This window comes from Actinomadura luteofluorescens, from assembly GCF_013409365.1.
Classification (GTDB): domain Bacteria; phylum Actinomycetota; class Actinomycetes; order Streptosporangiales; family Streptosporangiaceae; genus Spirillospora; species Spirillospora luteofluorescens.
The window spans coordinates 5,893,416-5,907,319 of the sequence record NZ_JACCBA010000001.1; the positions used below are offsets into that span (position 1 = coordinate 5,893,416).

A 13,904-nucleotide genomic window follows, 5' to 3' on the forward strand; every position below is an offset into this window, starting at 1 on the left:
TCTCGTTTCAGGAGGCGGTGGCGGCGATGACGGTCTCGGCGAACCGTTCGAGGTGCTCGATCTTCTTGTCCAGCGGCTCGGTGTCGGGCCCCTTGGCGTAGGGCATCCGGAAGCCGACGATCACGTCGGTGACGCCTTTGTCCTCCAGCCGCCGCACCCCGTCGGGCGTGTAGGCGTCCATCGAGATCACGTGCACCTCGAAGGGGGCGCCGGCCTTGCCCTCCGCCTCGCGGATGCGCCCCAGCCGGGCGAGCAGGTCGTCCAGGTCGTCGCCGCCGCCCGCGTGCATCCAGCCGTCGCCGCGCACGACGGCGCGGCGCAGCGCGGCCTCGCTGTGCCCGCCGACCAGGATAGGGAAGGGCTGTGCCGGGCAGATCTTGAGCGCCGGGACGTCGAAGTGCTCGCCGTGGTACTCGAAGTACCCGCCGCGGCTGAGCCCCCGCACGATGTCGATGGCCTCGTCCATCCGCTTCCCGCGCCGCTCCCACGGGACGCCCATCACCTCGAAGTCCTCACGCCACGGGCTGAGCCCGACGCCGAGGCCGAGCCGCCCGCCGGTCAGGCACGCGATCGACGTCGCCTGCTTGGCCACCAGGACGGGGGGACGCACCGGCAGTTTCAGCACGAACGGCGTGAACCGCAGGCGGGTGGTCACCGCGCCCATGGCCGCGATCAGCGTGAACGTCTCGATGAAGGGCTTGTCCTCCAGGAAGTCCCGGTTCCCGTCCGCGGTGTACGGATACACCGAGTCCGACTCCTTCGGGTACACCAGCGAGTCGGCGACCGACATGCTCGTGTACCCGGCCTCCTCGGCGGCCTTGGCCAGCGGCAGGTAGAACGACGGATCGGTCATCGCCTCGGCGTAGGTGAACCTCATGCCGGAAATACTAGAACGTGTTCCACTTCGGTGCCAGGGGCGCCGCGCTGTTGCCCGGGGGTGCGGGGGGTGGTTCGGTGGGGGCATGGAGCGCAGGATCGCGATCGTCACCGGAGGGACGTCCGGGATCGGCAAGGAGATCGCGCGCGGGCTGGCCCGGGCCGGGCTGCTGGTGGGGATCGTCTGCCGGAACGAGCTGCGCGCCGCCGCGACGGTGGAGGAGCTGACGGCGGACGTGCCGGGCGCGCGGGTCGAGACGTTCATCGGGGACCTGTCGGTGCAGATGGACGTCCGGCGGGTCGCGGCGTCGCTGGAGGAGCGGTTCGACCGGCTGGACGTGCTGGTCGACAACGCGGGCGTGTACCTGCTGCGGGCCAAGGTCAGCGCGGACGGGTACGACCGCGTGGTCGCGACGAACCATCTGGGGCCGTTCCTGCTGACGAACCTGCTGCTCGGGCTGCTGGAGAAGGGCGCGCCGTCGCGGGTCGTGATCATGGCGTCGGAGGCGCACCGGTTCTCGGACCGGATCGACGTCGAGCGGATGGCCGAGCCCGGTTCGTACGGGCCGGCCGGGGCGCTGCGCGTGTACGGGCGGTCGAAGCTGCTCAACATCCTGTTCGCGCAGGAACTGGCCAGGCGGATGGAGGGCAGCGGCGTCACGGCGAACGCGGTCTGCCCCGGCTTCGTCGCGACGAGCCTGGGCAGGGACGTCCGCGGGACCGAGCGCGCCCTGGCCCTGTTCTCGCACACCCCGATGATGCGGACGCCGGCGCAGGGGGCGCGGATGGCCCTGCGGCTCGCGCTGGACGAGGAGTTCGAGGGCCGCAGCGGTGCTTACTACAGCTCGACGCCGGGCGCCGGGATGCTGCCGACGGTGGAGGCCCTGAAGGATCCGGAACTGCGGCGTGCGGTGTGGGACCGTTCTGTTCGTCTTGTGGGGCTTCCCGCCCTATAGGGTCAGGGTGCGTGAGCCAACCGTACGGACCGCCGGACCGGCCGGGCGCCTGGAGCGGCCCGCCGCAGCCGGGCCCGCCGCCGGGCCCGCAGCCGCCCCGTCCCGCCCAGCAGCCGCAACCACCCGGCTGGCAGCCGCAGCCGCCCGCCCCGCAGTCGCGGGAGCGGCCGTCCGCGTTCAAGGACTTCTTCAACGGCGTGGGCTACCTGCTGCGCGGCATCGGGTGGACGGCGCGGCATCCGGCCCAGTGGCTGTTCGGGCTGATCCCCGCGCTGATCGTCCTGGCGGTGTACGTCGCGGCGCTGGTGTTCCTGGCGTACCGGATCGACGACCTGGCCGGATGGGTGACGGGGTTCGCCGACGGCTGGTCGGACGCGGCGCGGACGTCGGTGCGGGTCGTGGCCGGGATCGCGCTGTACGGGTCGGCCCTGTTCCTGGCGATCATCACGTTCACGGCGGTGACGCTGCTGGTGGGCGACCCGTTCTACGAGGCCATCGCGGTCCGGGTGGAGGAGTCGCAGGGCGGCGCGCCGCCGGAGCCGGACGTCCCGCTGCTGGTCCAGATCGGACGGGCCCTCAAGGACGCGCTGATCCTCGGGGCCGTTGCGCTGGTGTTCGCGGTCGTGTTCTTCGCCTGCGGGTTCCTGCCGGTGGTGGGGCAGACGGTCGTGCCGGTGGTCGCGGCGCTCGTGTCGGGCTACTTCCTCGCGGGCGAGCTGACGTCGATCGCGCTGGAGCGGCGCGGGCTGCGGCGCCGGGACCGGTTCGCGCGGCTGAGGACGCACCGCCCGCTCGCCGTCGGGTTCGGCGCGGCGACCTTTGTGGTGTTTCTCATCCCCCTGGGCGCGGTGCTCGCGATGCCGGGCGCGGTGGCCGGCGGGACGCTGCTGGCACGGGAACGCCTGGCCGACGAGCCGCCGGCCGAGGCGGGCCTGACGAGTCCCGGCTGACGAGGCGTGGGACGTCGCCACCGAGGCGATGAGAAGATGTGTCCTGAGCGTGATGACCGGCCGGAACGGCACGAGTGATCTTGGCGTAACGTGTGCCGCATGTCCGATCAGGGGGAGCGCAGTGTGCGCTGGACCGAAATGAGCGAGAGCGAGCCGCGGGACGGCGCGGACGGCACGACCGGGCCGCAGGCGGCCTTCCCCGAGCCGAAGGTGCCGGAGGTGCCGGTGCCCCCGCCGACGGGCCGCACCGACTTCTCGGCCGGCGAGGGCGCCGGGACGCACGACGTCTGGGGCAAGGTCGAGACCCGGCGTCCGGAGCCCGCGGCTAGCGAGGAGCCCGACCCCGAGGACGTCAAGGTCGCGCCCGTGGCCGAGGAGGCTCCCCAGTGGGAGGGGTCGCTTTTCGAGGAGGGCGACGACGACGGCGGCGGCGACGACAAGTACGTCCCGGCCGTCCCGACCGGGTCCGGGCAGCCGGCCAAGCCCGGCAAGCCGAGCAGCGGCAACTGGCAGATGCCCGACTGGATGGCGGACGAGAGCGCCGCGGACGCCAAGCTCGGCGGCTCGCCGAAGCCGGAGCGCGACGTCCTGGACGGGGGCGGCGGCCGCTCCCGGCTCGTGCTGTTCGGCGGGATCGGCCTGCTGGTGGTCGCGCTGCTCGCGGCCGGCGGCGTGTACTTCATGAAGAGCGGCGACGACGAGCCCGCCGACACGTCCGGCAACGCCGACCGGCGGGCCGCGGCGGAGCAGTCCGAGGCCGCGCCGGTGGACATGCCGCCTGACAAGCGCCTCGCGACGTTCCCCGGGAAGCCGAGCCGCATGCTCGGGCGGGTCAACGACGTCCACTCCGGGCTGTCGTACCCGCGGCTGGCGGCTCCCTGGCAGGTGCCCACGAAGAAGAACAAGCTGGGCACGCCCGGTTGGTCGGGGCAGCAGATCCTCCTGACCGAGCGGCACGCGGGGCGGTACTGGTACGGGCAGCTCCTCACCGGCACACTGATCCCGACCCTGCAGAGCTCCTACCAGGGGCCGGACAGTGTGAAGACCGTGGCCGGGCTGGCCGCGAAGGGCTACGAGGCGCAGTACTACGCGTTCCCCCACAAGACGGCGCCGCTGGCGTCGCAGGCCCTGAACGTCGACGGCCACAAGGGCTGGCTGGTGGCCTCGTACCTCACCTACAAGCGGTCCGGGGTGCGCGCGACCGGTGAGATCGTCGCGATGGCGGTGGTCGACACCGGCCGGAAGGCGCCCGCGGTGGTGTTCGCGTCGATGCCGAACACGAACCGCAAGCAGTGGCGGGACGTCAACCAGTTCCTCGGGCAGCTCAAGATCGCCTCCTGACCGTCCCCTCCTGACAGCCGAATCGCGTTCTAATACGCTGGGGCCACCCCTGAGAAAGGTGTGGCCATGGCCATCGGGCTGACCGAGGAACACGAGGCGCTGGCGGCGTCGGTGCGCGGCTTCGCCGAGCGGGCCGTCACACGGGAGGCCGTCCGGAACGCCGACACGGGCTTCTGGCCCGCACTCGCCGAGCAGGGGCTGCTCGGCCTGCACCTGCCCGAGGACGCAGGCGGCGAGGGCTTCGGCATCCTGGAGCAGGCCGTCGTTCTGGAGGAGCTGGGCCGGGCGCTCGTTCCCGGCCCGTACGCGCCGACCGTGCTCGCGTCCGCGATCCTGCACGCCGCCGGGGTCGAGGTGGGCGGGCTCGTCACGGGAGACCGCAAGGCCGCGATCGGCCTCTCGGGCGGCCTCGACATCGACGGCTCCACCGTCTCCGGGACGGTTCGGCCGGTGCTGGGCGCGCCCCTGGCCGACGTCTTCGTGCTTCCGGCCGGTGACCGCTGGGCCGTCCTACGGCGGGGCGACGTCACCGTCGAGCCGCTGGAGTCGCTCGACATCACCCGTCCGGTGGGAGCGGTCACGGTCGAGAACGTGTCCCTTCCAGACGACTGCATCATCAGCGGCGTGGACGTGCATGCGCTCGCCGCCGTCCTACTAGGGGCCGAAGCGTGCGGCGTGGCAGGACGTGCCTTGGACGACGCCGTCGCGTACGCGGAGCTGCGCGAGCAGTTCGGCCGTCCGATCGGGCAGTTCCAAGGCGTCAAGCACAAGTGCGCGCGAATGCTCATCGCCGTCGAGCGCGCCAGGGCGGCGGTATGGGACGCCGCGCGCGCTCTGGACGAGCCAGAGGAGCAGCGCGCCTACGCCGTCGGAGTAGCAGCCGCCCTGGCAGCGGACGCCGCCGTCACCTGCACCGAAGGCAACATCCAGGTCCATGGGGGCATCGGCTACACCTATGAGCACGATGCCCACCTTCTCTACCGGCGGGCCCTCACTCTGCGCGCGCTCCTGGGACGGGCGAGCGCGCATCGCGCGAACGTCGCCGCGCTCGCGGTCGGGGGCGTCCGCCGCCCGATGAGCATCGAGCTGGCCGAGGACGCGGCGCCGGTCCGCGAGGAGATCCGGGCACGCGTCGCCGAGCTCGCCGCGATGGAACCGCTCGAACAGCGCGCCGCGATGGCCGAGGGCGGCTGGGTGACGCCGCACCTGCCGAAGCCGTGGGGACGCGACGCCGGTCCCCTCGAACAGATCGTGATCCAGCAGGAGCTCAGGGCGGCGAACGTGCGCCCGGTGCCGCTGATGATCGCGGCGTGGGTCGTCCCGTCGCTGGTCCGGTACGGGACGCCCGAGCAGCGGGAGCGGTTCCTGCCGCCGACGCTGCGCGGTGAGATCATCTGGTGCCAGCTGTTCTCCGAGCCGGGCGCGGGCTCCGACCTCGCCGGGCTGCGGACCCGCGCCGAGCGCGCCGAGGGCGGCTGGACGATCACCGGGCAGAAGATCTGGACGTCGCTGGCCCGCGAGGCGCGGTGGGCGATCTGCGTCGCGCGCACCGATCCGGACCGTCGCAAGCACGACGGGATCACCTACTTCCTCGTCGACATGGCCTCGCCCGGCATCGAGGTCCGCCCGCTGCGCGAGTGCACCGGCGACGCCGTGTTCAATGAGGTGTTCCTCGACGGGGTGTTCGTGCCGGACGACCTCGTCGTCGGCCCGGTCAACGAGGGCTGGCGGGTGGCCCGCACGACGCTGGCGAACGAGCGGGTCGGCCTGACGAGCAGCTTCCAGCTCGGCGGGGACCTGCCCAAGCTGCTCGACCTCGCGGCGGAGCTCGGCCTGGACGCCGACCCCCTCGTCCGCGACGGGATCGGGCGGCTGGCCTGCGACGAGCACGCGTTCGCCCTGCTCGGGCTGCGCGCCACGCTCAAGCGGCTGTCGGGCACCGACCCGGGCGCGACGGCGAACGTCCGCAAGCTGGTGGCGATGGAGCACGGCCAGCAGGTCACCGAGTTCGGGTTCACGCTGCTCGGCGAGGAGGGCGCCCTGACCGGCGGGCGCCGCGACCCCCTGCGCGCCCGCTGGACCCGCTACCTGCTCGCCTCCCGGGCGATGACGATCGGCGGCGGCACCACCGAGGTCAACCTGAACGTGATCGGCGAGCGGATCCTCGGCCTGCCCCGCGACCCCGAGCCGGTCGGGTAGCGTCCAGGCTCACATGCGGGAGCGGACTGCTTGACCGACCGGACGCGGCACCTGGTGGCCGCCCTGACCGGCCTCGGGCTCGGGCTCGCGGCACTCGGGCCGGGGCTCGCGCCCGGCTTCGTGCTGTCCTACGACATGGTGTTCGTGCCCGACCCGGCGTTCACCCGCCTGACGTTCGGGTTGACCGGCGTCGTGCCCCGGCACGTGCCGAGCGACGCGTTCGTCACCGCGCTCGCCGCGGTCGTCCCTGCGGACGCGGTGCAGAAGCTCGTCCTGCTGGCGGTCTTCGTGATGGCGTGCACGTCGGCGGCGTCGCTGGTGCCGTCGCCCCGGCTGCTGCCGCGCCTGGCCGCCGGGGTCTGCTACGCGTGGAACCCGTTCGTCGCCGAACGGCTGCTGCTCGGGCAGTGGGCGCTGCTCTTCGGCTACGCGGCCCTGCCCTGGGTGGTGGCCGCGGCCGCGCGGACGGACGAACCCGGCGGCGGCCGCCGCCTCGTCCGCTCCCTGCTCCCCGCCGCGATCGGCGGATTCGCGGCCCTGGCGGTCTCCGCCATGACGGCCCTGGCCGTCGCCCTCGTGACCGCGCCGGGTGCCGGACGCTACCGCGCCGGCCTGCGGGTCGTGGCGGCCGCGGGCGTGCTCAGCCTGCCCTGGCTGGTGCCGGGGGCGCTGCGCCCCGCGGGCCTGCCGGGGGACGGGACGGCCGTCGGCCTGTTCGCGGCCAGGGCGGACACCCCGTTCGGGACGCTCGGCAGCCTGCTCCTGCTCGGCGGGGTGTGGAACGGCGAGACGGTCCCGAGCGGCTACGGGGCGCCGGTCGTCGCGACGATCTGGCTGGTCGTGGTGGTGGTCGCGCTGGCCGCCTACGGAAGATGGTGCCGCGAGCCGGTCTGGCGGCGGGGCGCTGCCGTCGCGGCGGCGGCCGGGTTCGCCGTCGCGGCTCTGGGAGCGGTGGCGGCGCGCGTCCTCGAAGGGGTCATCGACCTCTGGCCGGGGTTCGCCGTCCTCCGGGACGGGCAGCAGTTCGTCGCGCCGCTCGCCGTCGTGGTCGCCGTGGGTCTGGGGGTGGCCGCCGACCGGGCGGCCGAGGCCCGGTGGCCGGGAGTGGCCGCCGCCGCGGTGGCGGCCCCGGTCCTCCTGCTGCCGACGCTGGCATGGGGTGCGGCGGGCGACTTGCGGTCCGTCCGATACCCGGACGACTGGGCACGCGCACGGCAGATCATCGACGGCGACCCCGCCCCCGGAGACGTTCTGGTCCTTCCCTGGGCGTCCTACCGGAGCTACCCGTGGAACGGCGGCCGCCGGGTTCTCGACCCGATGCCCCGCTATCTGCACCGCCGCGTCGTCGTGGACGACGCCGTCACCGTGGGCGGCACGACCGTCGCGCCCGAGGACCCCAGGGCCGTCAAGCTCGCGCCCGTCGCGCGGACCGGAACACCGCCGGCGGCGACGCTGCGTGACGAGGGCGTACGGTACGTCGTCGTGGACGCGGAGCCCGGCGCCAACCGCCCCTCCGGCGCGGCCACGGAGGTGCTGCGCGGCCCTGACCTGGTCGTCTACCGGATCGACGGGGCCGGGGGCGGGGTCCGGGACGCGGTGCCGGTGGCGCCCGTGGTGGCCGCGTGGGTGCTGACCGGTCTCGCCGTTTTCTGGTCAATCGCGGCCTCAAGGACTACTCTGAGCTTCCCGTTACTCGGCGGTATCAAGCCCCGCAGACCCCATCCCCGACGAAGGACCCCCTGATGCGCATCGCCATCGCCGCAATCGTCGGCGTCCTGCTGGCCTCCGGAGCGTCGTTCGGCGCCGTCCAGCTCGCAAGCGCCTCCCAGAAGGACCCCGTCATCAAGCCGCTGTACAACTACGGCTCCCGGTGACGTGTAGGCCCTGATGGGGACAAGGCGTGACCGGCCCGCACTTCTGGAGATCGTCGTTCCCGCCTTCAACGAGGCCGACCGGCTTCCGGCGGGGCTCGATCTGCTGTGCGCCAAGCTCGCGGGGCTTGCGGGGCTCGCGGGGCGGGCCGAGGTCATCGTCGTCGACAACGCCAGCACCGACGGGACGGCCGGCATCGTCGAGTCCTGGGACGGGCCGGTCCCCGTCCGGCTGGTGCGCTGCGAGCGCCGGGGAAAGGGAGCGGCGGTCCGCGCCGGACTGCTCGCGACGAAAGCCCCTTACGTGGGCTTCATGGACGCCGATATGGCAACAGACCTCGCCGCGCTGGACGAAGCCATCGTCCTGCTGCGCGAGGGCCGCCCGGTCGTGGTCGGGTCAAGGCGCCACGGTCGGTCGGTCGTCCAGGGGTACGCACTGCCCGTCAGGCGCCTCGGCGCCATCACCTTCAACCGGATCGTCCGCGACCTCGTGGGCGGCATCCCCGACACCCAGTGCGGGTTCAAGTTCTTCTACGGCCCGCTGGGACGGGCCGCCGCAGCGGACCTGCACACGGCGGGCTTCTCGTTCGACGTCGAACTCCTCGCCCACTGCGTGCGGCGCGGAGCGTCCGTGACGGACATCCCGGTGGTCTGGCGCGACCGTCCGGGATCGACGTTCTCGGTCCGGCGGCATTCTCTGCAATGCCTGCTCGACCTGGCCCGGATCCGCGCACGCGCCGGAGTCCGGTTGCCCGTCATCCCGGTGAAGCCGAACCTTCCGATGGTGCCGCTGCGGGCGGTGTTCGGTGAGCCGAGCACGGTGCCGGTCGTCCTGTCGGAGCCCATCGCCCTGGCAGGTCCGGTCGGCCTGTCGGGTCCGGTCGGTCTGTCGAACGCGGCCGCACTGGCAGAGAACGTTCACACGTCGCGCGCGAAGACGGGATGAGCGAGAACCTGCGGCTGGCGGTCGTCAACTGGCGGGATCCCTGGCATCCCTCCGCAGGCGGCGCCGAACGCTACGCGTGGGAACTCGCACGCAGGTTCGCCGGTGAAGGAACCCGCGTCCACTACGTGACGAGCAGGGCGCCGGGGCAGAAACGCAGGGAACGCGTCGAGGACGTGGAGTTCGTGCGTCTCGGCGGCCGTTTCACCGTCTACCCCCTCGTCCTGCTGTGGATGCTGGGGTTTCGCCTCAGACGGCGACGCTTCGACGCGATCGTTGACTGCCAGAACGGGATCCCTTTCTTCACGCCGTGGGTCATGCCGCGCCGTGTCCCGGTGTTCTGCGTCATCCACCATGTGCACGACGCCCAGTTCGGCCTGTACTTCCCCGGATGGCTTGCGTGGGTCGGCCAAGTCCTGGAGGGGCCGGTGAGCCGCTGGACGTACCGGCGGCATGCGTTCGTGGTCGTCTCGCCGTCCACGCAACGCGCCGTCAGGGAACGCCTGGGCTGGACCGGCCCGACCCACGTCGTCCCCAACGGAACGGTGGTCGCCGAACCCGAGGGCGCGGTCACGGAACCCGCCGGAGGCCCCGATCTCGTCTGCGTGACCCGGCTCGTGCCGCACAAACGACTCCCTCTGCTCCTCGACCTTGCCGGCGACCTTGCCGAGACCCATCCCGGGGTGAAGCTCCACATCATCGGGGACGGCCCAGAGGCGGGTGCTCTCGCAGCGGAAATCAGATCCCGTGGCTTGGAGAAGGTCGTCATCGCGCACGGTTACGTCCCCGAGAACGTGAAGTCGGCCCTGGTCGCCCGCGCCGACCTGCACCTCAGCACATCCCAGGGGGAGGGCTGGGGCCTCAGCGTCATCGAGGCCGCCGCGCTCGGCGTCCCGACCGTCGCGCACGACGTGGACGGCCTGCGCGACGCCGTCCGCGACGGGTCCACCGGATGGCTCGTCCGCGAGGGCGACGACCAGGCCGACGTCGTCCGGCGCGCCCTCAAGGACCTGGGCGAACGCGCGGAGCGTGATCGCATCGCCACGGAATGTCAGAGGTGGGCGGCAGAGTTCGACTGGGCGCGCACCGCCGCGCTGATGCGGGAGCTCGTCGCCTCCGCCGTCCGGGCCGGGCCGGACGGCGCGCGGGGCGGGCGAAGGTACGGTGACGGACACCCCGGCTGACGCCCGGGGCAGCACAGAGAGGGGCAGAGGGCGAGCATGGCCGTGGGAGAGGCGAATCCGCCCCGCGCCGGCGCGTCCCGCCGACCCGTGCCGGACGGTCCGGACGTCGCGGGCCGGGTGCGGGAGCGGCTGCGCGTTTTCGCGTGCTGCCTCGCGCTGACCGCGCTCGCGTTCGGCACCCGGCCCGGCGCGATCCTGGCCGACACCAAGATCGACATGGCGGTGAACCCGCTCGGGTTCCTCGGCCGCTCCCTGCACCTGTGGGACCCCGAGCAGTTCGGCCAGCTCCAGAACCAGGCCGTCGGCTACCTGTTCCCGATGGGCCCGTTCTTCGCGCTCGGCGACGTCGCCGGGATGCCCGCGTGGATCACCCAGCGGTTCTGGCTGGCGCTGCTGATGTGCCTGGCGTTCATCGGCACCTGGCGCCTCGCGGGCCGCCTCGGCTTCGGTGCCGGTGGAGGCGCCGCCGGGGACGGGCAGGGCGCCCGCCTGTTCGCCGCGATGGCCTACGCGCTGGCCCCGAACGGCCTGGCCACGCTCGGGCAGATCTCCTCGGAGTACCTGCCGGTCGCGATGCTGCCCTGGATCGTCCTGCCGCTGGTCGGCGCCGCGTCCGGCGAGACGGGGCGGCTCAGGGCGGCGGCCCGGTCGGGCCTGGCGATCGCCTGCTGCGGCGGCGTCAACGCGACCGCGACCGTCGCCGTGCTCGTCGTCCCGGTCGTCTACGTGCTGACGCGGCCGCGCGGGTCCTTCCGGGCGCGGACGCTCGCGTGGTGGTCGGCGGCGGCGGCCGCGGCCGTGGCCTGGTGGCTCGCCCCCCTGCTGCTCACCGGGACGTACGGGTTCTCCTGGCTGACCTACACCGAGAAGGCGCGGACGACCGCGGGGCCGACCGGCCTGATCAACGTCCTGCGCGGCGCGGAGCGCTGGGTCAACTACCTGATCGTGGACGGGCAGGTCTGGTGGCCGGTCGGGCACGGCCTCTCGCTCGGCCCCGTGGCGATCGTCTGCACGGGCCTGGTCGCCGCGCTCGGGCTCGCCGGGCTGCTGAGCCGGCTCCTGCCCGAGCGGACGTTCCTGCTGCTCACGCTGCTCGCCGGGCTGGCGATCCTGTCGATGGGCCACCTCAGTGACCTGCCGGGCCCGTTCGCCGGGCAGCTGCGCGACCTGCTGGACGGCCCGCTCGCCCCGCTGCGCAACCTGCACAAGTTCGACGCGGTCGTCCGGCTGCCGCTCGCGCTCGGCCTCGCCCACGCGCTCGTCGCCGCGGCCCGCCGCGCCGCGGCCGGCGCGCGGGGCCGCGCCGCCGGGCCGGCCCCCGGCCTGACGCTGAGGTCGCTGCTCGGCCTGCCGGTGGCCGCCGCCGTCGCGCTCGGCGGCATCGGCGTCACCGCCGCCTCGCACGGCCTGTCCGGGCCGGGCGAGTTCAAGGACGTGCCCGGGTACTGGCGGGACGCCGCGGCGTGGATCAACACGCGGGCCGGGCGGCAGGGAGTGCTGGCCGTCCCCGGCGCGCCGTTCGGCGAGTACCTGTGGGGCCGCCCCATGGACGACATCGTGCAGCCGCTGCTGTCGGCGCGGTGGGGCGTCCGGCAGCTCGTCCCCGCCGGGTCGCCCGGGTACACGCGCGCGCTCGACGCGATCGACCAGCAGGTCCGCTCCGGGCAGGGCTCGCCGGGCCTGAGCGCCTTCCTCGGCCGGATGGGCGTCCGGTACGTCCTGGTCCGTAATGACCTGCGGCGCGAGACGCTGCGCGGCGCCTGGCCCGCCCGCCTCCACCAGGCGCTCGGCGACTCGCCCGGGATGCGGAGGGTCGCCGCGTTCGGCGCCCCCGTCGGCACCGACGCCGACGACGCGGTGACCGCCGTCGACCAGAAGTACCCGGCGCTGGAGGTCTACGAGGTCGACGGCGCCGCCGGCGTCGCGAATCTCGCCGACGCCGAGAACCCCGTCCGCGTGTACGGAGGGCCCGAGTCGCTGCTGCCCATGGCCGACGGCGGCACGCTGCCGAGCGGCCCCGTCCTGCTGGACGACGACGCCGGCGACCTCAAGGGCGCCCCGGTCGTGACCGACTCGCCCCGCCTGCTGCGCCGCAACTTCGGCGAGCTGCACCAGACGTCCCCGACGCTGACCGCCGGCCGCGCGGGCGAGGCCGCCGACGTCCTGGACACGGGCTGGAAGCGCTACGCGACCCACGTGACGTACGGCGGCGGCGTCCGCGACGTCACGGCGTCCACGTCGGCGGCGGGCGACGACGCCGTCCCGCAGGCGCGCGAGCCCGAGGCGACCCCGTTCGCGGCGCTCGACGGCGACCAGTTCACCGCCTGGAAGACGGGCGGCTGGAAGGGGCCGGTCGGGCAGTGGCTCCGCGTCGACTTCGACCGGCCCCGCGAGGTCCGGAGCCTCACCGCCGCGTTCCTCCAGGACGGGTCCCTCGGCCCGGCCGTCTCGCGCGTCGCCGTCGAGACCGAGAACGGAACGGTGCGGCAGGACGTCCAGAAGATCGTGACCGGGCAGCCCCTCCGCGCGCCCTCCGGCACGACCCGCTGGCTGCGGCTGCGGATCCTCGGGCTGGCCTCCGAGCCCCTCGTTGCGGGGTTCGCCCGCGCGGGCGTGGCGGAGCTGTCGATCGGCGGCGTCCGGCCCGCCCGCACGTTCACGATGCCCGCGCCCGCCGGCGTCGACGGGCCCGCCACGTACGTGATGAGCCGGGCGCAGGGCGCCGCGGGCGAGTGCGTGAAGGGCAGCCGCCGCTGGGTGTGCTCGCCGTCCCTCGGGTCCGGTGACGAGGAGGAGGCGGGGTTCGACCGGACGTTCACGTCCGCCGCCGCGGGCAGGGCCGCCGTCACCGGGACGGCCGTGCTCACCGACCGGCGGCTCGTCGAGCGCTTCACCACCGCCCGCGGGCAGCCGGCCGTCACCGCGAGCTCGGTCCTGGCCGACCATCCCGCCGACCAGCCGAGGTCGGGCTTCGACGGCGACCCGCAGACGGCCTGGATCGCGGGGGAGAGGGACGAGGCGCCCACGTACACCGTCCGGTGGAAGGGCCGCAAACGGCTGGCGGCCGTCACCGTCACCCGTCCGCCCACCGCGTCGGGGCCGATGCGCATCCGGGTCGAGGGGGAGAGGGGCCAGACACGTGAAGGGCTGTCCGACGTCCAGGGCAGGCTGGCGTTCGCCCCGATGGCGACCGACCGGGTCACGTTCACCTTCTTCCGGGAGAGCCAGGCCCAGCCCATCCAGGTGACCGACCTCGTCATCCCCGGCGTCAAGCCGATGCCCGACGTCCGAGGCCTCCCGCTGCGGCTGCCCTGCGGGTACGGCCCGAAGCTGCGGATCGACGGTGCCACCGTCCGGACCAAGGCGACCGGCACGCTCGGCGACCTGCTCGCGGGCCGGCCGCTGCGGTTCAGTTCGTGCACGCCGGCCGCGCTCCAGGCGGGCCGGAACCGGCTGGCGTCCGTGCCGTTCGACCCCTACCGCCTCGACACCGTCACGGTCGGCGCGAAGCCCGGCGCGGCGGAGGCCCGGCCACCGCGGCAGGTCAAGGTGCTCAGCTGGGGGACCGGCAAGCGCAGGGTCGA

At 73.8% G+C, this 13,904-nt stretch carries 9 protein-coding genes and 1 pseudogene; 9 read left to right on the top strand and 1 reads right to left on the bottom strand.

Annotated elements, in window-relative coordinates; genetic code table 11:
* Positions 1-7: 7 nt before the first annotated feature.
* On the bottom strand, positions 8-877 hold the full coding sequence (locus tag BJY14_RS27440; protein ID WP_179846234.1) for a TIGR03619 family F420-dependent LLM class oxidoreductase: 870 nt from the start codon (positions 875-877) through the stop codon (positions 8-10).
* Positions 878-962: 85 nt separating this feature from the next.
* Between BJY14_RS27440 and BJY14_RS27445 the strand changes: the two genes are divergently transcribed.
* The 9 genes and pseudogenes from BJY14_RS27445 to BJY14_RS45660 form a co-directional block, all read left to right on the top strand.
* A complete protein-coding gene (locus BJY14_RS27445) occupies positions 963-1,832 on the top strand; it encodes an SDR family NAD(P)-dependent oxidoreductase (RefSeq protein WP_179846235.1) in 870 nt (289 codons plus the stop codon).
* An 11-nt stretch (positions 1,833-1,843) separates the two neighbouring features.
* Entirely contained in the window at positions 1,844-2,782 is a 939-nt protein-coding gene (locus BJY14_RS27450; RefSeq protein ID WP_312879430.1) for an EI24 domain-containing protein, read from the top strand.
* 99 nt (positions 2,783-2,881) lie between these two features.
* The gene (locus BJY14_RS27455; protein ID WP_179846236.1) at positions 2,882-4,123 is read left to right on the top strand and encodes a flagellar basal body-associated FliL family protein; all 1,242 of its coding nucleotides are present in this window, start codon (positions 2,882-2,884) and stop codon (positions 4,121-4,123) included.
* Positions 4,124-4,189: 66 nt separating this feature from the next.
* Entirely contained in the window at positions 4,190-6,322 is a 2,133-nt protein-coding gene (locus BJY14_RS27460; protein ID WP_179846237.1) for an acyl-CoA dehydrogenase family protein, read from the top strand.
* Positions 6,323-6,352: 30 nt separating this feature from the next.
* Complete coding sequence (locus BJY14_RS27465) at positions 6,353-8,065, top strand: MmpA family trehalose lipid delivery protein (protein ID WP_179846238.1); 1,713 nt, start codon at positions 6,353-6,355, stop codon at positions 8,063-8,065.
* Positions 8,065-8,196, top strand: coding sequence for a hypothetical protein (locus tag BJY14_RS46715; protein WP_258942032.1), 132 nt, complete (start codon positions 8,065-8,067; stop codon positions 8,194-8,196). The genes BJY14_RS27465 and BJY14_RS46715 overlap by 1 nt, the downstream gene beginning before the upstream one ends.
* A 13-nt stretch (positions 8,197-8,209) precedes the next feature.
* Positions 8,210-9,139 (top strand): glycosyltransferase, encoded by a 930-nt coding sequence (locus BJY14_RS27470; RefSeq protein WP_179846239.1) that lies wholly within the window; start codon positions 8,210-8,212, stop codon positions 9,137-9,139.
* The gene (locus BJY14_RS27475; RefSeq protein WP_179846240.1) at positions 9,136-10,320 is read left to right on the top strand and encodes a glycosyltransferase family 4 protein; all 1,185 of its coding nucleotides are present in this window, start codon (positions 9,136-9,138) and stop codon (positions 10,318-10,320) included. The genes BJY14_RS27470 and BJY14_RS27475 overlap by 4 nt, the downstream gene beginning before the upstream one ends.
* A 36-nt stretch (positions 10,321-10,356) precedes the next feature.
* Positions 10,357-13,530, top strand: a pseudogene (locus BJY14_RS45660) (alpha-(1->3)-arabinofuranosyltransferase domain-containing protein); the annotation flags it as partial.
* Between the last annotated feature and the right edge of the window lie 374 nt (positions 13,531-13,904).

Excerpts from the sequence above, each read along its gene's own strand:
- BJY14_RS46715 (WP_258942032.1), top strand. The coding sequence starts at position 8,065 with ATGCGCATCGCCATCGCCGCAATCGTCGGCGTCCTGCTGGCCTCCGGA.
- BJY14_RS27440 (WP_179846234.1), bottom strand. The coding sequence starts at position 877 with ATGAGGTTCACCTACGCCGAGGCGATGACCGATCCGTCGTTCTACCTG.
- BJY14_RS27445 (WP_179846235.1), top strand. The coding sequence starts at position 963 with ATGGAGCGCAGGATCGCGATCGTCACCGGAGGGACGTCCGGGATCGGC.
- BJY14_RS27460 (WP_179846237.1), top strand. The coding sequence starts at position 4,190 with ATGGCCATCGGGCTGACCGAGGAACACGAGGCGCTGGCGGCGTCGGTG.
- BJY14_RS27455 (WP_179846236.1), top strand. The coding sequence starts at position 2,882 with ATGTCCGATCAGGGGGAGCGCAGTGTGCGCTGGACCGAAATGAGCGAG.
- BJY14_RS27470 (WP_179846239.1), top strand. The coding sequence starts at position 8,210 with ATGGGGACAAGGCGTGACCGGCCCGCACTTCTGGAGATCGTCGTTCCC.
- BJY14_RS27475 (WP_179846240.1), top strand. The coding sequence starts at position 9,136 with ATGAGCGAGAACCTGCGGCTGGCGGTCGTCAACTGGCGGGATCCCTGG.